The organism is Bradyrhizobium sp. BRP19, assembly GCF_020194195.1.
GTDB classification, from domain to species: domain Bacteria; phylum Pseudomonadota; class Alphaproteobacteria; order Rhizobiales; family Xanthobacteraceae; genus Bradyrhizobium; species Bradyrhizobium yuanmingense.
This window is the reverse complement of sequence record NZ_JADYVZ010000006.1, coordinates 310560-335618: the sequence shown is the minus strand read 5'-3', so window position 1 is coordinate 335618 and position 25059 is coordinate 310560. Positions and strand designations below refer to the sequence as shown.

At 65.1% G+C, this 25059-nt stretch carries 23 protein-coding genes; 12 read left to right on the top strand and 11 right to left on the bottom strand.

Going from position 1 to position 25059, the window contains the following annotated elements; genetic code table 11:
• On the top strand, positions 1 to 1664 hold a 1664-nt coding region (locus tag I6F36_RS21525; protein WP_225172101.1), incomplete at its 5' end, for an OmpA family protein.
• Between the two features lie 50 nt (positions 1665 to 1714).
• Here the strand turns inward: I6F36_RS21525 and I6F36_RS21520 are convergent.
• Positions 1715 to 2671: a homocysteine S-methyltransferase family protein gene (locus I6F36_RS21520; RefSeq protein WP_036002790.1), complete on the bottom strand. Its 957-nt coding sequence runs from the start codon at positions 2669 to 2671 to the stop codon at positions 1715 to 1717.
• A 231-nt stretch (positions 2672 to 2902) separates the two neighbouring features.
• Here I6F36_RS21520 and I6F36_RS21515 point away from each other — a divergent pair, with 231 nt between their 5' ends.
• Positions 2903 to 3523 (top strand): TetR/AcrR family transcriptional regulator, encoded by a 621-nt coding sequence (locus tag I6F36_RS21515; RefSeq protein WP_074447591.1) that lies wholly within the window; start codon positions 2903 to 2905, stop codon positions 3521 to 3523.
• 93 nt (positions 3524 to 3616) lie between these two features.
• On the opposite strand, the gene I6F36_RS21510 is transcribed toward I6F36_RS21515, so the two are convergent.
• From I6F36_RS21510 to I6F36_RS21480, 7 genes are all read right to left on the bottom strand, one after another.
• Positions 3617 to 5374, bottom strand: a complete 1758-nt coding sequence (locus I6F36_RS21510) for an alkaline phosphatase (RefSeq protein ID WP_036024183.1) — start codon at positions 5372 to 5374, stop codon at positions 3617 to 3619.
• Positions 5375 to 5488: 114 nt separating this feature from the next.
• Positions 5489 to 6826: an argininosuccinate synthase gene (gene argG, locus I6F36_RS21505; RefSeq protein ID WP_036024185.1), complete on the bottom strand. Its 1338-nt coding sequence runs from the start codon at positions 6824 to 6826 to the stop codon at positions 5489 to 5491.
• Positions 6827 to 6917: 91 nt separating this feature from the next.
• A complete protein-coding gene (locus tag I6F36_RS21500) occupies positions 6918 to 7694 on the bottom strand; it encodes a phosphatase PAP2 family protein (RefSeq protein WP_109142015.1) in 777 nt (258 codons plus the stop codon).
• 57 nt (positions 7695 to 7751) lie between these two features.
• Positions 7752 to 8246, bottom strand: a complete 495-nt coding sequence (locus I6F36_RS21495) for a hypothetical protein (protein ID WP_225172100.1) — start codon at positions 8244 to 8246, stop codon at positions 7752 to 7754.
• Positions 8247 to 8409: 163 nt separating this feature from the next.
• Entirely contained in the window at positions 8410 to 9612 is a 1203-nt protein-coding gene (gene rlmN / locus I6F36_RS21490) for a 23S rRNA (adenine(2503)-C(2))-methyltransferase RlmN (protein ID WP_036002808.1), read from the bottom strand.
• Between the two features lie 187 nt (positions 9613 to 9799).
• Entirely contained in the window at positions 9800 to 10468 is a 669-nt protein-coding gene (locus I6F36_RS21485) for an invasion associated locus B family protein (protein WP_036002810.1), read from the bottom strand.
• A 116-nt stretch (positions 10469 to 10584) separates the two neighbouring features.
• Positions 10585 to 11424, bottom strand: coding sequence for an SDR family oxidoreductase (locus tag I6F36_RS21480; RefSeq protein WP_225172099.1), 840 nt, complete (start codon positions 11422 to 11424; stop codon positions 10585 to 10587).
• 255 nt (positions 11425 to 11679) lie between these two features.
• Between I6F36_RS21480 and I6F36_RS21475 the strand changes: the two genes are divergently transcribed.
• The gene (locus tag I6F36_RS21475; protein WP_036002812.1) at positions 11680 to 12654 is read left to right on the top strand and encodes an NADPH:quinone oxidoreductase family protein; all 975 of its coding nucleotides are present in this window, start codon (positions 11680 to 11682) and stop codon (positions 12652 to 12654) included.
• A gap of 29 nt (positions 12655 to 12683) precedes the next feature.
• On the opposite strand, the gene I6F36_RS21470 is transcribed toward I6F36_RS21475, so the two are convergent.
• Both I6F36_RS21470 and I6F36_RS21465 read right to left on the bottom strand, forming a co-directional pair.
• Positions 12684 to 13076 (bottom strand): YkvA family protein, encoded by a 393-nt coding sequence (locus I6F36_RS21470; protein WP_225157740.1) that lies wholly within the window; start codon positions 13074 to 13076, stop codon positions 12684 to 12686.
• Between the two features lie 114 nt (positions 13077 to 13190).
• Positions 13191 to 13481 carry a 4a-hydroxytetrahydrobiopterin dehydratase gene (locus tag I6F36_RS21465; RefSeq protein ID WP_036002826.1) on the bottom strand — a complete coding sequence of 97 codons (291 nt, stop codon included), beginning with the start codon at positions 13479 to 13481 and terminating at the stop codon, positions 13191 to 13193.
• A 152-nt stretch (positions 13482 to 13633) separates the two neighbouring features.
• Here I6F36_RS21465 and I6F36_RS21460 point away from each other — a divergent pair, with 152 nt between their 5' ends.
• The 3 genes from I6F36_RS21460 (at position 13634) to I6F36_RS21450 (ending at position 17639) form a co-directional block, all read left to right on the top strand.
• Positions 13634 to 15079, top strand: a complete 1446-nt coding sequence (locus tag I6F36_RS21460) for a TAXI family TRAP transporter solute-binding subunit (protein ID WP_225172098.1) — start codon at positions 13634 to 13636, stop codon at positions 15077 to 15079.
• 183 nt (positions 15080 to 15262) lie between these two features.
• A complete protein-coding gene (locus I6F36_RS21455) occupies positions 15263 to 16804 on the top strand; it encodes an alkaline phosphatase (protein ID WP_109142011.1) in 1542 nt (513 codons plus the stop codon).
• Between the two features lie 211 nt (positions 16805 to 17015).
• A complete protein-coding gene (locus I6F36_RS21450) occupies positions 17016 to 17639 on the top strand; it encodes a hypothetical protein (RefSeq protein ID WP_225172097.1) in 624 nt (207 codons plus the stop codon).
• A 3-nt stretch (positions 17640 to 17642) separates the two neighbouring features.
• Here I6F36_RS21450 and I6F36_RS21445 read toward each other — a convergent pair whose 3' ends face one another.
• Positions 17643 to 18023 carry a response regulator gene (locus tag I6F36_RS21445; protein ID WP_057025841.1) on the bottom strand — a complete coding sequence of 127 codons (381 nt, stop codon included), beginning with the start codon at positions 18021 to 18023 and terminating at the stop codon, positions 17643 to 17645.
• A 179-nt stretch (positions 18024 to 18202) separates the two neighbouring features.
• Between I6F36_RS21445 and I6F36_RS21440 the strand changes: the two genes are divergently transcribed.
• From I6F36_RS21440 to I6F36_RS21415, 6 genes are all read left to right on the top strand, one after another.
• Complete coding sequence (locus I6F36_RS21440) at positions 18203 to 18967, top strand: Crp/Fnr family transcriptional regulator (RefSeq protein WP_036002835.1); 765 nt, start codon at positions 18203 to 18205, stop codon at positions 18965 to 18967.
• A 222-nt stretch (positions 18968 to 19189) separates the two neighbouring features.
• Positions 19190 to 19906, top strand: coding sequence for a prolipoprotein diacylglyceryl transferase family protein (locus I6F36_RS21435; RefSeq protein WP_225172096.1), 717 nt, complete (start codon positions 19190 to 19192; stop codon positions 19904 to 19906).
• The gene (locus I6F36_RS21430) at positions 19903 to 21348 is read left to right on the top strand and encodes a radical SAM protein (protein ID WP_225172095.1); all 1446 of its coding nucleotides are present in this window, start codon (positions 19903 to 19905) and stop codon (positions 21346 to 21348) included. The genes I6F36_RS21435 and I6F36_RS21430 overlap by 4 nt, the downstream gene beginning before the upstream one ends.
• Entirely contained in the window at positions 21345 to 21632 is a 288-nt protein-coding gene (locus tag I6F36_RS21425) for a hypothetical protein (protein ID WP_225172094.1), read from the top strand. The genes I6F36_RS21430 and I6F36_RS21425 overlap by 4 nt, the downstream gene beginning before the upstream one ends.
• Before the next feature lie 239 nt (positions 21633 to 21871).
• Complete coding sequence (gene typA / locus I6F36_RS21420) at positions 21872 to 23698, top strand: translational GTPase TypA (RefSeq protein WP_036002847.1); 1827 nt, start codon at positions 21872 to 21874, stop codon at positions 23696 to 23698.
• 101 nt (positions 23699 to 23799) lie between these two features.
• On the top strand, positions 23800 to 25044 hold the full coding sequence (locus tag I6F36_RS21415; RefSeq protein ID WP_225142342.1) for an NAD(P)/FAD-dependent oxidoreductase: 1245 nt from the start codon (positions 23800 to 23802) through the stop codon (positions 25042 to 25044).
• Positions 25045 to 25059 lie beyond the last annotated feature (15 nt).

Genomic DNA, 25059 nt, shown 5'->3' with positions numbered 1-25059 from the left:
CGCGGGAGTCGGCCGAGCCGGCGGAGCCGCCGCCCCCTCCCGCAGCGGCTCCGCCGGCTCGGCCGACTCCCGCGCCTGCGCCTACGGCAACACCGCCTGCTCCGACAGCCGCGCCCCCGGCCCGCCCCGGCGCGCCTGCGCCGGCAGTCACGCCGGCTCCAACGGCGACACCGACACCGACGACGCCACCTGCGCCAACCGCAACGCCGGCTCCCGGCAGCACGCCCGGCGCACCGCCGGCTGGTCGCCCCGGCGCACCTCCGCCCGGCGTACGTCCTGGCGCGCCGCCGCCCCCGCCGGGATCACCCGCACCCGGCGCCACGCCCGCTCCAACGGCAACGCCCGCGCCCGGCAGCACGCCGCCACCCCCGCCGCCCGGACGTCCGGGGTCGGCAACGCCCGCGCCCGGCGCAACCCCGGCCCCGACAGCGACGCCAGCCCCGGGGCAGCAGGGTGGAACGCCTCCTGCCGGCGCGCCCGCCGCCGGGACTCCGGCTGCGCCGCCGCAGGCTGGTGCGCCCGCCCGGCCGTCGGCACCTCCGGCCGGCGCCGCGGCTCCGACCGTGGTGCCCGGCACGCCGGCCGCAGCGCCGCCGCCCGACCGGGCACAATACAGACCGCCGACGGTCGCGCCGGCTTTCCGCGCCGCGCCGACAGTCGCCGCGCCCCTGCCGCCGCCGCCGCGTCCGCAGCAGCGTGACCTGACGCCGCTCGCGATCGGCGCGGGCGTGGTGGCCGGCGCCGTGATCGGCGCCACCATCGCCGATATCCATAACCAGCGGCGCGAGGTCGTCGAAGGCGGCCGCACCGTCTACACCGAGCCGGACCGCATCATCATCCGCGATCCGGGCGGGCAGGCTTACGTCCGCGGCAACGATCTCTATCGCTTCCGCTATGGCGCCCGCGACATCCGCACCGACACCGTCGGCGGCGAAACCCGCACCGTCGTGATCCGTCCCGACGGCAGCGAGGTGATCACCGTGGTCGGGCCGGACGGCTCGCTCCTGCGTCGTATCCGCCGGGACCCGCGCGGACGCGAGATCGTGATCATCGACAACACCTACCGCGATCCGCGGGCGGTCGGCGGCTTCTACGTCGACGTGCCGCCGCCGGTGGTCAACATTCCCTACGATCGCTACATCGTCGACGCCCAGGAGGCGCCGCCGCAGGTGATCTACGAAACGATGCGGGCTCCGCCGGTGCAGCGGATCGACCGGCGCTACTCGCTCGACGAGATCCGCTACAGCCCGAATGTTCGCATGCAGATGCCGAGCATCGACGTCAACACGATCAACTTCGAGACCGGATCGTGGACCATTCCGCCGGATCAGGCGGCGCGGCTGCAAGTGATCGCCGACGGCATCAACCAGGCGCTCCAGGCCAACCCGCAGGAGGTGTTCCTGATCGAGGGCCACACCGATGCGGTCGGCAACGAGGTCGACAATCTGTCGCTGTCGGATCGCCGCGCGCAGGCCGCAGCCGAATTGCTGACGCAGCAATTCAGTGTGCCCGCGGAGAACCTGACGTCGCAGGGCTATGGCGAGCAGTATCTGAAGGAGCAGACGCAAGGCGCGAGCCTGATCAACCGGCGCGTCACCGTCCGTCGCATCACGCCGTTGCTCAACGGCGACCAGGCCAACGCGGCGCCTCCGCCGCGCCAGTAAGACCTTCGCAAGAAGACAATGGCCGGGAGCGATCCCGGCCATTTTTCTTGTCACGCCGTCATTGCTTCCGACGGCAGGCATGCCTCGCAAACGGCGGCAACATGCCGGTGATCGGTGCCGCAACAGCCGCCGAGAATGCGCATGCCGGGGAATGCGCGCCTGAGCAAATGGTAGCGGCGGCCGAGATCTTGGGGATCACCACTGTCCAGCGCCTCCGATTCGTCGAGCTCGGCATGGCTCTTGACCGATGCATTGGCTCTGATGCCGTGGATGCGCTGCACCCACGCCTCGCCTGCGGCGAGTGCACTCTCGAAGTGAGTTGGGTGCGCGCAATTGATCAGGAAGTATTCGCAGGCACGTTCAGTTGCGTCGTCGACCGCCTCGATCGCCTCGCGCAGCGACTCTCCCCGGACGAGGCGGCCATCGGTTTCGACCGTGAAAGAGATGGCGACCGGAATGTCCTGCCTCTTGGCTGCACGGACCACGCCCACGGCTTCGTTGATGCTGTTCAGCGTGAATGCAGTCACCATGTCGGCGCCCGCCTCGGCGAAGGCCGCAATCTGGCCTGAGTGGTAGGTTTCCGCCTCCGCCGCGTCCATGTTGCCGGCCTTGTAGCCGTCGCCTCGCGGACCGATCGCGCCATTGATGACGCAAGGCGTGCCGGGCAACTCCCAGACGCCGCGCAACTCGTCGAGGAAGCGGATGGCGCGCATGTTGATGGCCTTAAGCCTGGCCGCATCATAGCCGAGCTTGGCGCCCCAATCGGGGTTGGCGCGCCAGGTCGGACTGTCGAGGACAAAGCCGAGCCCATGCTGCCGCGCGATACGCAGGTAGGCTTCGTAGTACTGCCTCAAATGCGCGCGGCCATCCGCGCTGTCGAGCAGCACGAATGCCGCAAAGTGGGGCAGCTCCAGCCCGTGCTGAAAGATGAGAGTTGTTTCCATGCCGCCATCGGTCAGGAAAATGCCGCCGCCGCGCTGCGGCAGACCATGTCTGTATCTGGCCATTGATCGCTCCATCATTTGGACGGGCCCGCTCTCTTCACTCGGTCGCGCTAGGCCCGTGTTCGGTCGCGGCATTTGGTGCCGCATAATGTCGCGTCGCTCTAGAAGCCCCGTGGTGCGGCTGAACTTCTACCCGCAAGCGGAGACAAATCAATGATTTGCACGAGTCACGCGGAGTGGGCCTTGGCCCCAAGAACCAATTTCCGCACCGTCGGTACAGTTCTGGAGACATCAATGGGAAAGGGCGAAGCGACGCGCGAGCGCATTCTCGAGATCGCGGAAGCGGCGGTGCTCGCAAAGGGCTTCGGCGCCACCTCGATCGAGGAGGTCATTGCCGAGGCCGGACTGACCAAGAGCGGGTTCTTCTATCACTTCAGGGACAAGAACGCGCTCGCACGGGAGATGCTGCGTCGCTACGTGGATACGAATGACCGCCTGTTCGACGAGATCTTCAGGCGCGGACGCGAGCTCTCCGACGACCCGCTGCAGTCGTTCCTGATCTCGCTGAAACTACTCGCTGAAGTCATGGCCGATCTGCCGAACGGCCATCCCGGCTGTCTGATCGCCAGCATCTGCTACCAGGAGCGCTTGTTCGACCGCGATGTTCGCGATCTGACTGCACAATCGGTCCGGAGCTGGAATGCGCACTTCCGCGAGATTCTCGACGGCATCGCCGCGGTCTATCCGCCCCGCGAGCCGATCGACCTCGACGATCTCGCGGAGATGATCTCGTGCGTGGTCGACGGCGCAATCATCATGTCGAAGACGCTCAACGACCCGAAGCGGCTGGAGCGACAGATCCTGCTCTTCCGCAGCTGCGTGAAGCTGGTCTTCACGCCGCCTCACTCGTCGTGAATTGATGGAACGTGAGCGGACCAGGGCGGCCCGTCCTGCCGCGCTCGCCAGCGGCAGGAATGTGATTGGGCCCAGGTTGGCCAGTCGCCCCCATCATTCTCGCGCAGCCAATCCCAGCGCCTCGGCCATGACGCGGAACACTTCGGTATTGTCCATCGAGCCGTGCACGCGCTCGCTCCCCGGGCCCGCCGCCGTGACAATGACGTCCTCGCCCGAATGCACGCTGGCGCCGACCAGCGACGACAGATTGCCGGGGCGCAGCACCGCGCCCGGGACCTCCTTGTATTTGTCGTTGGCCTTGAAGGTGCCGTCGTCGCCGGCCTTGACGGTCGGCTCGTTGGGATTGTCGAGCTTCGGACGGAACGTCTCGTAATGATCGGGCAGGCTCGCCGAGAAGATGGCAAGCCGGCGGCTCACGTCGATGCGTGACGGATAACCTTCCGCATCCGGCGCGGGATAGTTGGGGAATCCGGCCTGATCGTAGACCCCGACGCGCTCGCGCAAGGGCACGTTGGGCGTCGTGCCCATGTCGTCGTTCACCGTGCCGACCAGGCTGTTGGGGTGATTGTGATCGGCCAGCACCAGGATGAGGGTGTCGTCGCCGCGTGCGCGCGCCCATTCGCGCGTCTGACGCACCGCGTTGTCGAGCATGATCGTGTCGTAGACCGCGCGCTCCATGTCGAGCAAATGCGCGTATTTGTCGATCATTCCGGATTCGACCATCAGGAAGAAGCCGGCTTCGTTCTTCGAGAGGATTTTCAACGCCGCCTGCACCTGCTCGGTCAGATCAGGCTGCTCGGGGAATTTCTTGACGCCGCCGCCCTTGAGGAATTTGCGGTCGAGCGCGCCGTCCATGTTGCCGGTGGCGAACAGGCCGAGCAGCTTGCTCGTCTCCTGCTTGGCGGCGGAGGCGCTGAGCTCGCCCGCGGTGGTCGCCACCTGATAGCCGGCATCGCGAAACTTCGCGATGTAGTCGGTCTCGTCCTTGCGCTTGGAGCCGGCAGCCGACTTCGGCAGAAAATTCGCGCTGCCGCCGCCCATCATCACATCCGGCTTTGCCGCGAAGAACTGCTCGACGATGTCGTCATAGGCGGCACGCCGGCGGGTGTGCGCGACCATCGCCGCCGGCGTCGCGTCTTCGATCTCGGTATTGGTGACGACACCGATCGCCATGCCGAGCCGCCTTTTGGCGAGGCTGGTGATGGTTTCGACCTTGGGATCGTCGAGCGGGCTCGCGCTGCGGTCGGCATAGACGCCGAGGGCATTGACGGCGCTCTTGTGCCCGGTCGCATAGGCGCTCGCCGAGTTCGCGGAGTCCGTGATGATCGAGTCCGAGCCGGCGGTTGCCACCAGCGCCATATGGGGCATGTCGTCGATGGCGAGCTTGCCGCGGCTCTTGCCTTCCGAAATGCCCTTGGACAGGATTCGCGCGGCGACCCGATGCGCCGGCGACATGCCGTCGCCGATGAACAGGATGACGTTCTTCGCCTTGCGCGGGCCGGTGTCGTAAACCGTCCATGTGACGCTGCGCTGGCGCGTGCCGTCGCTCACATCCACGTTTACGCTGCCCGGCTTGGTCAGCGTGACGTCGCGCAGGACCAGGGCCGACTGCTCCTTGCCGTCCTCGCGCTCGACGAAGGTTCCGGAGCGGCCGAACGCGGCCGCGTAATCCGCGCCGTTCACCGTCACCTTCAACTTGGCGGGATCGATCAGCCCCGGGAGCTCGACCTTGAAGTCGAACTTGGCTCCGGCCAGGATCTCGGCGCGATCGATCGGATAGATCGTCTGCGCCGACGATGATGATGCCCAACAGAGAACAATGAGAGAGGCGAGTGCCGATCCCCTGACCATGTGCGATGCTCCGCAATCCCGTTTCCAACAGTGAAAGCGTAGCGGCCGAGAATGACAGCGTCATTAAGCTCGGTGCCCGGATGGAGCGAAGCGCAATCCGGGCTCCGGAAAGCCTCAGCCCTTGTCGCTCTCGAGCCGGAAGATCTGCGAGCCTTCGCTGCCCGACAACAGGCCGGTCTTCGAATAGAGACCGAGCTTGGTGCGGGTGTCGGCGATGTCGAGGTTGCGCATGGTGAGCTGGCCGATGCGGTCGGCCGGCGTGAAGGCGGCGTCCTCCACCTTCTCCATGCTCAGCCGCTCCGGCGCATAGGTAAGGTTGGGGCTCTCGGTGTTGAGGATCGAATAATCGTTGCCCCGGCGCAGCTCGAGCGTGACTTGGCCGGTGACGGCGCGCGCGACCCAGCGCTGTGCGGTCTCGCGCAGCATCAACGCCTGCGAATCGAACCAGCGGCCCTGATAGAGCAGGCGCCCCAGGCGCATGCCGCTGATCCGGTACTGTTCGATCGTGTCCTCGTTGTGGATGCCGGTGACGAGGCGCTCATAGGCGATGTGCAGCAGCGCCATGCCGGGCGCCTCATAGATGCCCCGGCTCTTGGCCTCGATGATGCGGTTCTCGATCTGGTCGCTCATGCCGAGGCCGTGACGACCGCCGATCGCGTTGGCCTCGAGGAACAGCGAGACCGGATCGGAGAAGGTCTGGCCGTTCAGCGCGGTCGGCTGCCCTTCCTCGAAACGCACCACGACCTTCTCGGCCTTGACTGCGCAGTCGTCGCGCCAGAACGGCACGCCCATGATCGGGGTGACGATCTTGATGCCGCTGTCGAGGCTCTCGAGATCCTTTGCCTCATGGGTGGCGCCGAGCAGATTGCTGTCGGTCGAATACGCCTTCTCCGCGCTCATCTTGTAGGCGAAGCCTTGCGCGGTCATGAATGCCGACATCTCGGCGCGGCCGCCGAGCTCGTCGATGAACTGCTGGTCGAGCCAGGGCTTGTAGATCTTCAGGCCGGGATTGGTGAGCAGGCCGTAGCGGTAGAAGCGCTCGATGTCGTTGCCCTTGAAGGTCGAGCCGTCGCCCCAGATGTTGACACCGTCTTCCTTCATCGCTGCGACCAGCATCGTGCCGGTGACGGCGCGGCCGAGCGGCGTGGTGTTGAAATAGGTGATGCCGCCGGTCGAGATGTGGAAGGCGCCGGACTGGATCGCGGCGATGCCCTCGTGGACCAGCTGCGTGCGGCAATCGACGAGGCGCGCGTTCTCGGCGCCGAACTCCATCGCCTTGCGCGGGATCTCGTTGTAGTCGGCTTCATCCGGCTGACCGAGATTGGCGGTGTAGGCGTAGCAGCGCGCCCCCTTCTGCTTCATCCAGAGCAGCGCCGCAGAGGTGTCGAGGCCGCCCGAAAAAGCGATGCCGACTTTCTCACCCTTGGGCAGGCTTTTCAGGATCGTGGTCATGGGGCTTCCAATCGGGTCTCAAGCTGATGTGATGGGTGCGTTCGACCGCGCGAATATCAAATTTCGCGGGGCTCGGCACCCCTTTAATGGCTCAAACCGAGGGCTCGGGGTCGGTCTTGCGGCCGAACAGGCGCTGGCGGAGCCGGTAAGCGGGCATGTTCAACCGGGTCAGGGCGGCATCCACCGCTTCGTCCGAGAACCGCGTCCGCGGCCAGCGGTAAATCAGCGCGTAGGCGAACCAGATCACGACGAAGGTGACGAGGCCGGCGATCGACACGTCCGTGAAAAAGTGCCCGCCGAAGGCCATGCGCAGGGCGCTGGTCAAGGCGCCGAACACCACGGCGGCGGCATAGGCGAGCGGCCGCCACGCCGGCGGCGCCAGCGCGGCCGGCGCCAGCGTCCAGAACGCCGTCGCGCCTTCGCCGGAGAAGAACGAGCAATTGCGCCCGCAAGTGCCGCGCGGATCCCACCACGGCACGAATTGCTGATCGCCGGCAAACTCGGTCACCACCACCGGACGCGGACGGCCCCAATAATTCTTGAACGTCAGGTTGGTCAAAATACCGGCCGACATGGTCATCGTCACCAGCAGGAAGATGACCGTACGCCCCGGCACCATCAGCGGCCGGTCGGGCCGGATCATCTTGACCACGAGCGCGACGATCGAGGGAAGGGCGAAGGCCCAGGCGATCCACATCGCCGCATCGCGCGCAAAGCCGGCCCAGCCGTTCAGCTTGAGCGGAAACGTCTTGGTCTCCGCGTCGAAGAACAGCGAAGCGAGCTTGAGGTCGAGCTCGGGATAGAGGCCGAAGACGACGCCGATCACGAGCCACAGCGCCAGGGCGATGAAGAGTCCAGTCCTGTTCATGGCGCGCGGTTTAGCGGAGTGGGGCGGGGATGGAAACCCCAGGGGAGGGTAGGAAACTCACCGCGGGCCCGGCCTTGAATTCGCCGGCAATGGCGGCGGTGGTTTGCGCGGGGGCGGCGGGATGCGCCAGGCGCCGGCGTTGCGGCCGGCGATCAGCCAGTAGACGAAGCCGGCAACGATGCCCGCGCCGGTCATGATCTCCAGGTGACGCCGGACGATGCCCTCGAACTGCAGCGTGTCGGAATGGAACGGAACGAGGCCGAGATAGCAGGCGAGCCCGACAAGGCCGCCGCCGACCGCATAGGCGATCGCACTGCGGATATAGAGCGCTTCGGTGATCGCGACGATCACCGCCGCCGGCACCAGCGCAAAGCCCGACACGAAGATGAAGCCGAAGCCGAGCAGGATGTCGATCGTGCCCTGGTCGACCGGACCGGCGCCGAGATCGGCGAATTCCGGAAACAGCAGCGCGACGACGACGATCATGCCGCCGACAAAGCAGGCGGCGAGGAAGCCGATGAAGATGACGACGAGGCGGCCGATCAGGGACATGACGTCAAAATCACCTCGCCGTCATTGCAAGGAGCTCGCGACAAAATTGCGCAGCAATTTTGCGCTGATGCGACGAAGCAATCCAGACTGAGGCCGCGGAGATATTCTGGATTGCTTCGCTGCGCTCGCAATGACGAGGAGGCGGGAGCGTGGGCATCCCGACCTAATCCGTCATCGCCATGGCGCGCAGCGCCTGGCGCTCGCGCGCCGAGAGCTTTTCCGTCTCCGACTTGAGCTGGCCGCAGGCGGCGAGGATGTCGCGGCCGCGCGGGGTGCGCACCGGCGAGGAATAGCCGGCGTTGAAGATATATTCGGAGAACTTTTCGATCTGGTCCCAGTCGGAGCATTCATAGGCGGTGCCGGGCCAGGGATTGAACGGGATCAGGTTGATCTTGGCCGGAATGCCCTTGAGCATCTTTACCAGCAGTTTTGCATCGTCGAGCGAATCGTTGACGCCCTTGAGCATCACATATTCGAAGGTGATGCGGCGCGCGTTCGATGCGCCGGGATAGTCGCGGCAGGCCTGCAGCAGCTCCTTGATCGGATATTTGCGGTTGAGCGGCACCAGCTCGTTGCGCAGCTCGTCGCGCACCGCGTGCAGCGAGATCGCGAGCATGACGCCGATCTCCTCGCCGGCCCGCACGATGTTCGGCACCACGCCCGAGGTCGACAGCGTGATGCGGCGGCGGGAGATGCCGATGCCTTCGTTGTCGCCGACGATCAGAAGCGCATCGCGCACCGCGTCGAAATTGTAGAGCGGCTCGCCCATGCCCATCATCACGATGTTGGTGACGCGGCGCGTGCCGTCCTCGCGATCGGCCCAGTCGTTGAGACGGTCGCGCGCGACCATCACCTGGCCGACGATCTCGCCGGCGGTGAGGTTGCGCACCAGGCGCTGGGTGCCGGTGTGGCAGAAGGCGCAATTGAGCGTGCAGCCGACCTGCGAGGAAACGCAGAGCGTGCCGCGGTCGGTCTCGGGGATGTAGACGCATTCGACTTCATGCGCCTTCTGAACATTGTCGCCGCTCGGCAGGCGCAACAGCCATTTGCGAGTGCCGTCGTTGGAGATCTGCTCGGCCACGACTTCCGGCCGGTCCACGGTGAAATGCTGCGCGAGCTCGGCGCGGATGCCCTTCGAGATCGAGCTCATCTCGTCAAAACTCTGGGCGCCGCGGAAATAGAGCCAGTGCCATAGCTGCTGCACCCGCATCTTGCGCTGGGCCGGCGCGACACCGATCTCGCCGAGCCGATCGGCAAGCTCGGTGCGCGACAGGCCGATCAGCGACGGCTTGGCCGGCGGCACATAGGTTTCGAGCGGGGTCTTCTCCACCAGGAGGCCGTTGTGCGGCTCGGTCGTCGGTTGCATTGAATGGACCTAATGGCTTGGTCGTTCCGGGATGGTCCGAAGAGATCGCGAAGCGACCCTGAGGACCAGACCCGGAACCTCGGAGATTCCGGGTTCGTGCTGTGCGCGCCCCGGAATGACGAAGAAATCTGGAACGGCCCCTATATAACAACCGGAACCGCCGATTGCGACCTTATCGCCCGCAGTCTTAACGCCGGCAATCCTGCGCGATCTTGTCGAGCGCCTGGGCGAGGCCCTTCAGCGAGAAGGTGTCGGTCGTCTCGGTCCCCTTGGCCGAGACGCCTTTGACGACGAGATCGGCGGATTTGCGCATGGCTTCGACCATCCGCTCCTCCTCGGCCGCGTTCTTGATCCAGAGCCCGTCCCCCTGCGTGTACATGGCGAAGGAAGCGCCGCCGACCTCGGCGGTCGATTCCGAGCCCGGCTTCAGCGCATAGCCGATCATGACCGAGACTTCGTTGTTGACCTTCTCGGCCGGCCGGGTCGAGACGAAGGCATAGGCGGGGTCGCGCGGCCGGTTCGGCGGGTTGGTTTTCGACGATGACGGCTTGGCCAGCGCGAAACAGACCTTCTTGCCGTTCGGCGTCGCCGAATAGGCACCCCAGGTGCCGAACTGCCCGATCAGGGTCGGCTCCGCGCCCCCCGCAACGGCCGCAGCCGGGGCCGCCGGCTTGCTCTCGGGCTTCGGGGCCGCCTTTGCGTTGGTGTTGGCCGGCGGCGCCGCCGGCTTCGGTGCCGCCTCTTTTGGAGCTGGACTGGACTTGGGCGTCGGTTGCGCCGTCTGCGCCCGCGCAGACACGGCGATTCCCCCGGCCGCCACGCCAGTCATCAAAGCTAAAATCAGCACCCGCCACATGCCGCGTTGGTTCCCTCAATATTGTGACTGGAAGATGGCCCGAGCGCGCTTTGTCCCCGGGCAGGGATAGCCGGGAAAGTTCAATTTGGGAAGGCAGTTAGCGGTATCTTCGGCGGCTAGGCCCTGGATCGGGCGGCGCGTTGCGCGGCCCATTGCGCCTCGGTCCAGCCGAGCAAATCCTCGGCGCCGGAACTGCGCAGATGCGCGCCACCGTCGATCACCACCATCTCGCCATTGATGTAGGCGGCGTGATCCGAGACCAGGAAGCTGGCGAGATCGGCGAGCTCGCCGTGCTCGCCGGTGCGGCCGAGCGGATTGCGCGAGGTCCAGCCTTCGTCGCGGCCTTCGGGACGGAGCTGCCCGGTGGCCCCTGCGGTCGGAAACGGGCCCGGCGCGATCGCCACGGTCCGGATGCCCTTCGGGCCCCATTCCACCGCAAGACTCCTGGTCATCGCCAGCAGTGCGGATTTCGCCATCGCCGAGGGAACGGTGAAGGCGCGGCCGGTAATGGTGGAGGTCGAGAGGATCGACAGCACGACGCCGCGATGGTTAGCCTCGATCCAGCGCCTGCCGGCGGCGAGCGTGCAATACATCGCGCCATGCAGTGTAGGCGCCAGGATCGCGTCCGCGGCGCGGAAGGAGAGATGCTCGCTCTGTGCGATGAAGGTGGCAGCGGCATTGTTGACGAGGATGTCGAGCGGCGCCTCGCGCCAGATCGCATCCATCATGCCGTCGACCGCCGCACCGTCGCGGATATCGCAGGCGATGGTGATGACCGTGCCGCCGATCTCGTCGCGCATCTCGCGCGCCGTCGCCTCGAGCCGCTCGAGCTTGCGGCCGCAGATCACGAGCTCGGCGCCGAGCGCGAGGAAGCGACGCCCCATCGCAGCGCCGAGACCCGAACCACCCCCGGTAATGAGGATGCGCTTGTTCTTCAGCAGGCTTGTTTTAAACATCGTTTGAATCCTTTCTCCGCGGATATCGTCATTGCGAGCCACCGGGTCCGCGCGAAGCGCGGCCCGATGACGGGCTTCGCGAAGCAATTCAGACTATTCCGCAGGACGGACTCTGGATTGCTTCGCTGCGCTCGCAACGACGGAGGATAGGCCGTCGCTGACCCCCAGACAAAGAATCCGGATTGTCGCCACTGCCTAAATCCGGCAGAAACGGCCAAACTATAATTCCACCCGAAACGCCCTCAAGGTGCCGCCATGAAAGCCATCCTCTGCTCGCAATATTGCCAGCCCGACGACCTCGTCCTGACTGAGGTGCCCGATCCGGTGGCGGGGCCCGGCGAAGCCGTGATCGCGATCAAGGCGGCGGCGCTGAATTTCTTCGACATCCTGATGATCCAGGGCAAGTACCAGATCAAGCCGCCGTTCCCGTTCTCGCCGGCCGCGGAAGTTGCGGGCGTGATCGAGAGCATCGGCGCTGGTGTCACTGATCTCAAGGTCGGCGATCGCGTGGTCGCCTCCTGCGGCCACAACGGCGCACGCGAGAAGATCGCGCTGCCGGCGGCATCGATCGTGAAGATCCCCGACAATCTCGACTACGACCGCGCGGCCGGCATCATCATCATCTACGGCACCGCGCTGCATGCGCTGGAAGATCGCGCCAGCCCCAAGCCGGGCGAGACGCTCGCGGTGCTGGGCGCAGCCGGCGGCACCGGCCTTGCGGCCTGCGAGCTCGGCAAGCTGATGGGCTTGAAGGTGATCGCCTGCGCCTCGTCGGACGAGAAGCTCGAATTCGCCAAGGCGCATGGCGCCGAGCTGACGCTGAACTACGCCAAGGAAGATCTGAAGGAAGGCCTGCGCAAGCTCACCGGCGGCAAGGGCGTCGACATCATCTTCGATCCCGTCGGTGGTGCTTACGCCGAACAGGCGCTGCGCTCGATCGCATGGGAAGGCCGCTTCCTCGTGATCGGCTTTGCCGCCGGCGACATTCCCAAGATGCCGCTGAACCTCGCGCTCCTGAAGGGCTGCGACATCCGCGGCGTGTTCTGGGGCGCCTGGACCCGGCTCAACCCGGCAAAGAATCGCGCCAATCTCGAGAAGCTGGTGAAGTGGACCGCGGAAGGCAAGATCTCATCGCATGTCGACCGCACCTTCCCGCTGGCGCAGACGGCGGATGCGCTGAAGGTGCTGGCGGGACGGCAAGCCATGGGCAAGGTGATCTTGCATCCGTGAGCTGATGCAGGTGATTGAAGTCGCGTAGGCTACGCGACTTCTGCTTTGCCGTCCGCCTCGCCGACCCCACGCTTCAGCGCGGCGCGGGCGGCCTCGCGATGCTCGTACGTGATGTGGCTGGCAACCATGCGGATGGCGGTGGCGAGCACGGCGGCGTCATCGGCGAAGCCGAGCATGGGCATCACGTCCGCGACGAAATCGAACGGCAGGACGAAATAGGCGATTGCACCGAGCAGCGAAGCCTGGACGTGACGCGGCGTCTGCCGGTCGAACGCGCAGTAATAGGCGGCAAGTAGATCCTCCGCGAACGGCAGATGCGCAGCGACCCGCTTCAGCTTGCGCCAGAAGCGGCGGCGCACGCTCTCGCGATCTTCCGCGAGCCGATCGGCCGGCTCGAAGCCAACGCTGTGCTCGGCAGCCATGCTCAAATGCTCCCCGTTCTGCGGGAGGCGGAGGACCGCCCGATCCCGGCTGATCACAAGATGGGGATGCAGCCGGTCCCTGCAAGACGTCTGCTTCAAGACGTCTGCTTGGTGTCAGCCTGCGATGGCGTTCATCGCCTTGGCGAGCGCCATGTCGCGCGCGGTGACGCCGCCGGCATCGTGGGTCGACAGCACCACCTCCACCGTCTTGTAGACGTTGCGCCATTCGGGGTGGTGATCCATCTTCTCGGCGACCAGCGCGGCGCGGGTCATGAAGCCGAACGCCTCGTTGAAATCCTTGAAGACAAAGGTCTTCCCGATGGCGTCGCGGCCTTGGACGTCAGTCCAACCGGATAGTCCGCCCAGCGCCTGCCTGCGCGCCTCCGCCGAGAGCCGTTCTGCCATGGTCGTCTCCGTCCTCTAGGGGGAACTTTACTCTAACACCGCCCCGGCGCCCCGGTTCATACGGGATTTCCTGCATCCGCTAACCATGACGGAGATGTAACCCCGCCGGACAAGAAATTTGCTACAATTGCGGGCGTAAATCGCCGGCCAAGATGAAACCGAGCCTGAAGCGCCTGTTTGGGAGACCGATGACCGGGGGATTGGACCTGGCCGAAACGCCCCCTCCGCCTTCGCCGCGATCCGCGGCGCGGAAGACGGCGCTCGTGTCTCTGGCGTTCCTGCTTGCGATCGTTGGCGTGGTCGCAGGCGGCTATTACTTCGCGATGCGTCCCGTGACGCTCAGAATCGCGGTCGGCCCCGCCAACAGCGACGACGTCAAGGTCGTGCAGGCGCTGACGCAAGGCTTCGCGCAGCACAAGAGCTATGTGCGGCTGCGCCCGATCCAGACCGACGGCGCAACCGCCAGCGCCAATGCGCTCGCCGAAGGCAAGGTCGATCTCGCCATCGTGCGTGGCGATCTCGACGTGCCGAAGAACGCGCAGGCGGTCGCGACCCTGCGCAAGAACGTCGTGGTGCTGTGGTCCGTGCCCGCCAAGGGCAAGAAGAAGGGCGCGAAGATCACCAAGGTCGCGCAACTCGCCGGCCACCGCATCGGCGTCGTCGGCCGCACCCAGGCCAACGTCAATCTGCTCAAGGTGATCCTGCACCAATACGGCGTCGACCCGGCCAAGGTCGAGATCGTGCAATTTCCCGTCAATGAAGTTGCCGAGGCGATCAAGGCGCAGAAGGCCGACGTCTATCTCGCAGCAGGCCCGGTCAACAGCAAGATCACGGCGGACGCGATCTCGGCATCGGTCAGGGAGGGCGGCACGCCAACCTTCCTCGCCATCGATTCCGCCGATGCGATCGCGCAAAACCATCCAGTCTATGAAGCGGGCGAGATCCCCGCCGGCACCTACGGCGGCTCGCCCGACCGTCCCGAGGACGAGGTCAAGACCATCAGCTTCGCGCACCACATCGTAGCGCGCAAAGGCGTGTCCGAGGCCGACATCGCAGCGTTCACGCGCCAGCTCTTCGCCGTGCGCCAGCAACTGGTGACGGAATTCCCGCTGGCGGCGAAGATCGAAACGCCCGACACCGACAAGGATGCGGTGATCCCGGTGCATCCGGGTGCGGCCGCTTTCGTCGACGGCGAGGAGAAGACCTTCCTCGACAAATACAGCGATTACATCTGGTGGAGCCTGATGGCGCTCTCGGCCATGGGCTCGGTCGGCGCCTGGTTCGCCGGCTATCTGAAGAAGGACGAGCGCGACAACAACAATCACCAGCGCGAACGCTTGCTCGACATGATCGCCGCGGCACGCAAGTGCGAGACGACCGAAGAGCTCGACCAGATGCAGACCGAGGCCGACGAGATCCTGCGCGACACGCTGCGCTGCTTCGATCACGGCGCGATCGAGGAAGCCGCGCTCACCGCCTTCAACATCGCACTCGACCAATTCCACGCCGCCGTCGCCGACCGCAAGGCTGTGTTGTTCAGCCTGCCGCCGAACCTGCAACGTGCCAGCGCGCAGTTCCGGGCCGCCGGCAACGCGTGAGCCCGAGCGCGTTATTGCTGCGTCACATTGTCTCAATATAGCTCCCAACGTCATTCCGGGGCGATGCGAAGCATCGAACCCGGAATCCATTGCGCAGCATTCGCGGGGAGACATGGATTCCGGGTCGGCGCTACGCGCGCCCCGGAATGACGGACTCGACCGCAAGCCCGGGGTCGGAGCCTCATGACCATCACATTCTCCCGCCGCCGCTTCCTCACCAGCAGCGCCGGTGCGCTCGGCACGCTGGCGATGCCGTATCTTTCGCGCGCGGCTGATCGGCCGGCGGTCACCCACGGCGTGCAAGCGGGCGACATCACCGTCGATGGCGGCGTGGTGTGGGCGCGCGCCGACCGTCCATCGCAGATGCTGGTCGAGGTCGCCACGAGCGAGTCCTTCAAGAACGTCCGCGCATTGCCGCCGATTGCGGCGCTGCCCGAGAGCGACTTCACCGCCAAGATGCTGGTCGAAAATCTACCCGCCGGCCAGGACATCTTCTACCGCGTCCGCTTCCGCGATCTCTCCCACAGCGCGATCGAGGGCGAGGCGGTGACCGGCCACTTCCGCACCGCGCCGGCCGACCGCCGCGACGTCAGCTTCGTCTGGGGCGGCGACGTCGCAGGGCAGGGCTGGGGCATCAATTCCGACGACGGCGGCATGGTCACCTTCTCGACCATGCGCAAGCACCGGCCGGATTTCTTCCTGCACTCGGGCGACACGATCTATGCCGACGGTCCGATCCAACCCGAGGTGAAGCTCGCCGACGGCAAGATCTGGAAGAATCTCACCATTCCGGAGAAAGCCAAGGTCGCCGAGACGCTGGACGAGTACCGCGCCGCGTACAAATACAATCTCACCGACGACAATCTCCGCGCCTTCAATGCCGAGGTGCCGGTCTTCGTGCAGTGGGACGACCACGAGGTCACCAACAACTGGTCGCTGTCGAAAGACTTGCCGGCCGCCTACAAGGTGCGCGACATCTCACTGCTCGCAGCTCGCGCGGGCCGGGCGTTCCACGAGATGTACCCGATGCGGGAGAGCATCACTGAACCCGGCCGCGTCTATCGCCAGATCTCCTACGGCCCGCATCTCGACGTATTCGTGCTCGACGAGCGCAGCTATCGCGGGCCGAACGGTGCCAATCTCGAAACCGCCTATGGCCCCGCCAGCTATTTCCTTGGCCCGGAGCAGATCGCCTGGCTCAAGCGCGGCCTGCTGAATTCACGCGCGACATGGAAGGTGATCGCATCGGACATGCCGATCGGCCTGATCGTCTCCGACACGCCGAAGGGCGGCTCGGAAGCCGTTGCGCAGGGCGACGGCCCGGTGCGTGGCCGCGAGTTCGAGATCGCCGACATCCTGCGCTTCATCAAGATGGCGCCGATCAGCAACACGGTGTGGCTGACCGCGGACGTGCACTACGCCGCCGCGCATTATTACGATCCGAACAAGGCGCAATTCCAGGAGTTTGAGCCGTTCTGGGAGTTCGTCTCGGGCCCGCTGCACGCGGGCACGTTCGGCCCGAACGCGCTCGACAATACCTTTGGCCCCGAGGTGCGCTTCGTCAAGGCGCCGGGCAAGGATAGCCAGAACCTGCCGCCATCCGCCGGCATGCAGTTCTTTGGTCACGTCAAGATCGACGGCGCGTCCGGCCGGATGACGGTGACCCTGCGCGATCGCGCCGACGTCGCGCTGTGGTCGACCACGCTCGATCCGAAGCTTGCGTGACGGCCAATTCGAAGCCGGATGAACCCTCCGGCCGGCCCGGACGACAATTGCGAGCGCCAGCGCATTTTCGAGGGCGTGATGCCGTCCGAGCCATGTTCGAGTTGATACCGTGCCGTTCAGCCGCCCAACGATCGTTATCGCGCTGCTGCTGAGCGCAGCATCCCCCACATGCGCGCAGACCCAAGAGAAGGCTCAGGACAGAGCGACGCTGGTGCGCGAGGCCCTCGCTTCGCCTTACGGCAAGGCGCTGACCGCCGAGCTCGGCAAGTCACTGCGCGCAAGCGCCGACCCGGCATGTCTGACGGACAAGGGGTTGGCTGCCGACCAGCTCGAACCGCGCGGCCGCGATATCGTCATCAGATGGGGCACGCATATGCTGGATGGCGCATCGGCGTTCATCGACCGGCAGACCTCCGACAATCCATTTGCCGGCGCAGCCGAATTGGAAAGCCTGAAGAGCAATCCGGATGTGAAGCGCTATCTCGCGATGGAAGAGCCGATACGTCAGGCGAAGATCCTGGATTTGATCTTCGAGCATTTCGACCGCTACAACGTGATCGCCCGCGTGAAACTTGGAGGGGTCTATCCATTGCAGACAGGCAACGAAGCTCTGCTCCGTCTCAATCCGACCGATGCAACGGAAGAGCGGTTGGAGACATTCGCCAGGAAGAGTCGCTCGAAGGCGCTGAAACGTTTCCTGCAATTGTCCGATCAAGAGGCGATTGCGCAGAGTGCGGCGATCAAGAAAGCCTCATCGCCGCCGCCGCTTCCGCACACCTTCTTCAAGGGCGTCGAGACCGCCCTCGCCGAGCTCTGCATTCGCTCCGGCAAGTAGCGATCAGGTGTCCCGTGCCTGCAGCGCCGCCTCCAGCGCCTCGCTCGAGCACGGCTTCTGCAGCCGGGGCCGGCCCGCCAATCCGGGCGGGATGCGCACCTCGGCGCCGTAGCCGGTGACGAACACGAACGGAACCTTCAGCGCAATGAGCCGCTCGGCGATCGCAAAGCTTGTCTCGCGGATCAGCTCGACATCGAGCAGCGCGAAATCGGGTCTCCGTTTGGCGATGGCGTTCAACGCCTGCGTCACCGAACCCACGGTCCGCACGGCGGCCACACCAAATCCGAGCAGGCGATCCTCGAAATCGATCGCGATGATCGGATCGTCCTCGACGATCAGAACATCGGCCGGCCAGCCTGTGCCATTGGAGTGTGCAGGTACCATGATCGCATCTTGGTTTGGGGGTTTTTGGATCAGGACTGCCGCGACACGATGCCTGCGCGCAGCGCATCGGAGGGTTCCCGGAACGAAACTCACCACATCATCGTTCTCTGGTCTGTCCACTTGTGCACACAGGAAACGGATGGAACTCGCTAAGGTGGGAGGAAGGGTGGGAGTTCAGAATGGATGCGCGTATCGGCAAGATCACCGAGGTCGAGAGCCGGCCGGCCAACAATCTGCTGCGGCGTTTGAGTCAGGTCGACTACGGCCTCGTGGCGCCGCACGTGACCGTCGAGGACTCTGCAGCCGGGCACTTGCTCTACAATCCCGGCGATGACGTGCAGGTGGTCCACTTCCCCTGCGGCCCGTCGCTCGCGACTTTCCTCGTCCCCAACGAGGATGGCCGCGACGTCGAAACCATTCTGGTCGGCCGCGAAGGCGCGGTGGGCGGCATCGTCAGCGAGGGGTTTCTGCCGGCCTATACCCGGATCTGCGTCAAATTCGGCGGACCGTTTGCGCGCATTCACGTTGCCAAGCTGGAAGCGGCCAAGCTGCGCTCGGCGTCGCTGCGCAACGTCTTTGCCCGCTATGCCGATTGCATGCTGGCCCAGATCTTCCAGTCGACCGCCTGCAACGCGATCCATTCGATCGAGCAGCGCACCGCCAAATGGATCCTGGCGGCGATGGAGCGGACCGGCGACGAGACCAGTGTGCCGCTGACCCACGAACAGCTCGCGACTTTGCTCGGCGTTGGCCGCTCCTATGCCAGCCGCGTGCTTCAGTCGTTCAAGGCCGAAGGCGTGCTCGACACGCGGCGCGGCTCGATCCTGGTCCGCAACCGCGACGGCCTGAGGCTGCGCGCCTGCCTGTGCAACGATGCGGTGAAGATGCATTTCGAGGAGGTGCTGCGCGGGGTCTATCCGACCGAGGAGCGGGAGGCCGGGTAAGCGGTTCTTGCTTTCTTCCTTCTCCCCCTGTGGGAGAAGGTGGCGCGAAGCGCCGGATGAGGGGTTCTCTCCGCGCTCACACTTGCAAATGAGTATGCGGAGAGACACCCCTCACCCCAGTGAGCCTGTGTCTGCGAGCGGTGATGCCCTCTCCCACAAGGGGAGAGGGCGCAATCATGCGCATCGCGCTGTTTGAACGTAGCCGTGCTATACTGGCCCCGCATGAGCGGGGCTTTCCTTCACACTCTCTTCGACATCCTGGCCTGGCTGGCGGCGGCTACCGCCGTCTTTTGGCTGTCGCGATGGGGCTTGCAGTTTCCCTCGCAATCCTTCGCGCTGCCCTATATCGCCACGCTGGTGTTTGGCGCAGGCCTTGGCGCCTATCTGTTCGGCTCCGCCAATCTGTGGCTGTCGGGGCAAAGCGGCATTGCGCGCTCGGTCGAGGGCGGGCTGGCGGGCGGCATCGTGGCGATCGAGCTCTACAAATGGTCCGCAGACGTCACGGTGCGAACCGGCGCGCGCTTCGCGCTGCCGCTGGCGCTCGGCATCGCGATCGGCCGGATCGGCTGTTACTTCGCAGGGCTCGACGATTTCACCTATGGCACGCCGACGGCGCTGCCCTTCGGCCATGATTTCGGCGACGGCGTTCGCCGCCATCCCGTGCAGCTCTACGAGAGCGCGGCCATGGCCCTGTTCGCGCTCGCCTATGTGGTGGCGGTCTTGAACCGGAACGCGTTCACGATCACCAATGGTTTCTACCTGGTGCTCGCCTATTACGGAATGCAGCGCTTCCTATGGGAATTCCTCAAGCCCTATGGCACGCTGGTCGGGCCCCTGACCCTGTTTCACCTACTGTCGCTGTCCGTCCTGCTCTACGCCGCATTCATGCTCGCGACGGCACCCCAAGCGAGACGCTTACAAAACGAGTCACTTGCATGAACGCGCCGTTGCGTAAGTCGCGCCCCTACATCTTCTGGGGCCAGACCCAATCTCTTTGCGAGACCTGCCTGAAGCTGGTTCCGACCAAGATCCAGATTCTCGGCAACGAGGTCTGGTACGAAAAGCGTTGCAGGGAGCACGGCGTGCAATCGACGTTGGTGTCGACCGATGCCGCCTATTGGCGGCTGTGCAAGGATTTCATCAAGCCGGGCGACCGGCCGCTGCAATTCCAGGAACGCACCCAATTCGGCTGCCCCTATGATTGCGGCCTCTGTCCCGACCACGAGCAGCATTCCTGCTTGGCGCTGATCGAGATCACCGAGCATTGCAACCTCACCTGCCCGGTCTGCTTCGCGGAGTCCTCGCCGGCACGAACCAAATTCACGCCGCTCGCGACGGTGGGGAAGATGCTCGATGCGCTGGTCGCGAGCGAGGGCGAGCCCGATCTCGTGCAGATTTCCGGTGGCGAACCGACGCTGCATCCTGACTTCTTCGAGATCCTGGATGCCGTGCGCGCCCGGCCGATCCGCCACGTCATGATCAACACCAACGGCCTGCGCATCGCCCGCGAAAAGGATTTCGTGGCGCGGCTCGCCGAGAACAAGCGCGGGCTGGAAGTCTATCTCCAATTCGATTCGCTGCAGCGCGACGCGCTGATCAATCTGCGCGGCGCGGACTTGCGAAAAATCCGCCAGCAGGCGCTGGAAAATCTCGAGCATTACGGCATCTCGACCACGCTGGTCGCGACCATCAAGCGCGGCGTCAACGATTCCGAGATCGGCGACATCGTGCGCCACGCGCTGACCTGGACGTGCGTGCGCGGGGTGACATTGCAGCCGGTCCAGGATGCCGGCCGCAACGAGAGCTTCGACAAGAATACCGACCGCATCATGCTGTCGGAGATCCGCAAGCGCGTGATCGAAACCGGCGTGTTCGGCGACAAGGACATGATCCCGCTGCCCTGCAACCCCGAGAGCATCTCGATCGGCTATGGCCTGCGCAACGGCGAGAAGGTGCTGCCGCTGACCTCGCTGATCCCGCAGGAGCAGCTGGTGGCGGTGATGCCCAACACAATCAGCCCGGAGAAATATCCGGTTCTGCGGGAAAAGTTCATCGACCTGTTCTCGCTCTCCTCAGGGCCCCTCAACACGTCCGAGCGCGTCTGCGAATTGTTGTGCTGCCTGCCGAGCTTTCAGGTGCCGGACGGGCTCACCTACGAAAACGTCTTCCGCGTCACCATCGTGCAGTTTCTCGACCGCTTCAATTTCTGCGTCGGCAACGTCAAGCGCAGCTGCATCCATTTCGTGACCGAGCAGGGGGCGATCATCCCGTTCGACACCTACAATCTGTTCTATCGGAATGGCGCCATCTCCCGGATTCGCGCCGGGCTCGAGGGGCAAACCTATCACGAGGCGAGGCAAACCGAGGAGGCACCACGATGAGCGACACGCCACCGCCGGTTCTACCGCCACCCGCACCAACGCCCGGCCCAGCTCGCAGCGGTTGCCTCACCGCCCTGATGGCGATCGCCGGGATCTTCATGCTGCTGCCGGGTGTCTGCGCGCTGCTGTTCGGCGGAGTGTCGATGTTCGAGGACGGCAAGATAGCTGGCGACATCGCGCCGTTCGTCCTTCTGGGACTGGTCGTGGGCATCGGCGGGGTCGCCATGATCTGGGCGGCCATCAAGGGGCGCAGGGTCCCCGCTCACCCCCCGACCCAGCCCTAAGCCCCGGGGATTCCCGGACAAAATTCAGTCAACCAACGGTCAAAGAACACATTGTTTTTTGGCCGTTTTTGCATATATTGCGCCGCAACGCGCAGGGCGCCCGGTCTGATATGGCCGGGCTTCCTTTTTGGGCGGAAAGCGCCCCGTTTCCAGTCTTCCAGCGTTGTTTCGAGAAGAGGTCCCGGTCCGACCGGCGAGATCGCGCTTAACCCATTGTTCGACCGCAAAGAAGCTCACTCATGAATCTTCGTAACGTCGCCATCATCGCCCACGTCGACCACGGCAAGACGACCCTGGTCGACAAACTCCTGCAGCAGTCCGGCACGTTCCGCGAGAACCAGAAGGTGACCGATCGCGCCATGGACTCCAACGATCTGGAGCGCGAGCGCGGCATCACCATCCTGGCCAAGGCGGCCTCGGTGCAGTGGAAGGACACCCGCGTCAACATTGTCGACACTCCCGGCCACGCCGATTTCGGCGGTGAGGTCGAGCGCATCCTCAACATGGTGGACGGCGCCCTGGTGCTGGTCGACGCCGCCGAAGGCCCGCTGCCGCAGACCAAATTCGTGGTCTCCAAGGCGCTTAAGGTCGGCCTCAAGCCGATCGTCGTCATCAACAAGGTCGACCGCCCTGACGCACGCCCGACCGAAGTCATCAACGAGGTGTTCGACCTGTTCGCGGCGCTCGATGCCAGCGAGGAGCAGCTCGATTTCCCGATCCTCTACGGGTCGGCCAAGCAGGGCTGGATGGCGGATAGCCCCGAAGGTCCGCAGGACAAGGGCATGGAGCCGCTGTTCGACCTGATCCTGCGCCACGTCGCCCCGCCGAAGGTCGAGGAAGGTCCGTTCCGCATGATCGGTACCATCCTCGAAGCCAACCCCTATCTCGGCCGCATCATCACCGGCCGCATCTCTTCCGGCACGCTGAAGCCGAACCAGCAGGTCAAGGTGCTGAACGCCGACGGCAAGCTGGTCGAGTCCGGGCGCATCACCAAGATCCTGGCATTCCGCGGCCTCGAGCGCACCCCGCTCGATGAAGCCGAAGCCGGCGACATCGTCGCGATCGCGGGCCTCACCAAGGGCACCGTCGCCGACACCTTCTGCGACCCGACCGTCGAGGTGCCGCTGCCGGCGCAGCCGATCGATCCGCCGACCGTGTCGATGTCGTTCATCGTCAACAACTCCCCGCTCGCCGGCACCGAAGGCGACAAGGTGACGAGCCGCATGATCCGCGACCGTCTCCTGCGCGAAGCCGAGGGCAACGTCGCGCTGCGCGTCGTCGAATCCGCCGACAAGGACGCGATGGAAGTGTCGGGCCGCGGCGAACTCCAGCTCGCGATCCTGATCGAGACCATGCGCCGCGAGGGCTTCGAGCTCTCGGTGTCGCGTCCGCGCGTCGTCTACCAGAAGGACGAAGCGACCGGCGCCACCATGGAGCCGATCGAGGAGGTCGTGATCGACGTCGACGAGGAGCATTCCGGCGTCGTCGTGCAGAAGATGAGCGAGCGCAAATCCGAGCTGATCGAGATGAAGCCCTCGGGCGGCAACCGTCAGCGCCTGGTGTTCTACGCGCCGACCCGCGGCCTGATCGGCTACCAGGGCGAATTGCTCACCGACACCCGCGGCACTGCGATCATGAACCGCCTGTTCCACGGCTATGCCCCTTATAAGGGCGAGATCCAGGGCCGCCGCAACGGCGTCTTGATCTCCAACGACCAGGGCGAAGCGGTGGCTTACGCCATGTTCAAGCTGGAAGACCGCGGCCCGATGATGATCGAGCCGGGCTGGAAGGTCTATCGCGGCATGATCGTCGGCGAGCACACCCGCGACAACGATCTCGAGATCAACGTGCTCAAGGGCAAGCAGCTCACCAACATCCGCACCACCTCGAAGGACGAGGCGGTGCGCCTGACCCCGCCGATCCGCATGACGCTGGAAAAGGCGCTCGCCTATATCGAGGACGACGAGCTGGTCGAGGTCACCCCGAAGTCGATCCGCCTGCGCAAGAAGCACCTCGACCCGAACGAGCGCAAGCGCGCGGAAAAGGCCAAGGAAGCGGTGGCGTAAGCGGGCGAATGGGGATTGGCGAGTGGCGAATAGGGCCGTTTGGCCACAGGCCCTAGTTCCGATACTCTATTCGCCATTCGCCACTCACTATTCGCTTTTTCATGTCCCTCCCCTCCTCCGTCGACGTCGCGATCATCGGCGCTGGTGCCGCCGGCCTCGGCGCGGCGCACGCGCTGGCGGGCCGTGGCCTCTCCGTCATCGTGCTGGAGGCACGTGACCGGCTCGGCGGCCGGGCCTGGACGGTGCAGGCCTCACCCGAGGTGACGTTCGACGTCGGCTGCGGCTGGCTGCATTCGGCCGACAAGAACTCTTTCGTGCCGATCGCGCGACAGCTCGGTTTCGAGCTCAACAAGGACCTGCCGCCCTGGCGCGAGCGGGCCTACGGCAATGCCTTTCCGGAAAGCGAGCGCGACGATTTCATGCGCGCAATGGACGCGTTCTATGAGCGTCTGTGGGAAGCGGCGCAAACAGGTAAGGACGAGGCCGCGAGCTCGCATTTGGAGCCCGGTAATCGCTGGAATCCGATGATCGACGCGATCTCGACCTATATCAACGGCTGCGAGCTGAAAGATATGTCGACGCTGGACTGGGAAGCCTATGAGGACACCAACTTCAATTGGCGCGTCCGCCGCGGCTATGGCGCGCTGATTGCGGCCTATGGTGCGCCCTGCCCGGTGGCGCTGAATTGCAATGTCGCGCTGATCGATCATTCGGACAAACGCGTCCACATCGAGACGTCGCGGGGCGCGCTGACCGCGGACAAGGCGATCGTCACCGTGCCGACCAATCTCATCGCGGAAGAAGCCATCCGCTTCTCGCCGCCGCTCCCCGCAAAGGTGAACGCAGCGGCGGGCCTGCCGCTCGGCGTCGACGATAAGGTGACGCTGGCCCTCGATGACGCCGAGACCTTTCCGACAGAAGGCAATCTACGCGGCGCCACCATGCGCACGGAGATGGGCACCTATCACATCCGCCCGTTCGGCCAGCCCTGCATCGAGGGCTTTTTCGGCGGCAGCTTTGCCCGCGCGCTGGAAGATGCCGGCGACGGTGCCATCGCCGCCCAAGCCATCAGCGAGATCGCGGGTTTTCTCGGCAACGATATCCGCCGCAAGCTGAAGCCGCTGTATGAATCGCGTTGGGCCCGCGATCCCTTTGCGCGGGGGTCGTATTCGCATGCGCTGCCCGGCCATGCCGGCGACCGTGCGGTGCTGGCTGCGCCGGTGGATGCACGTCTGTTCTTCGCGGGCGAGGCGACGTCGCCGACCTTCTTCACGACCGCGCATGGTGCACGGGACAGCGGCGAGCGGGCGGCGAAGGAAGTGCTGGCGGCTCTGGGCAAGCCTTAGCTGCAAGCTCCGTCA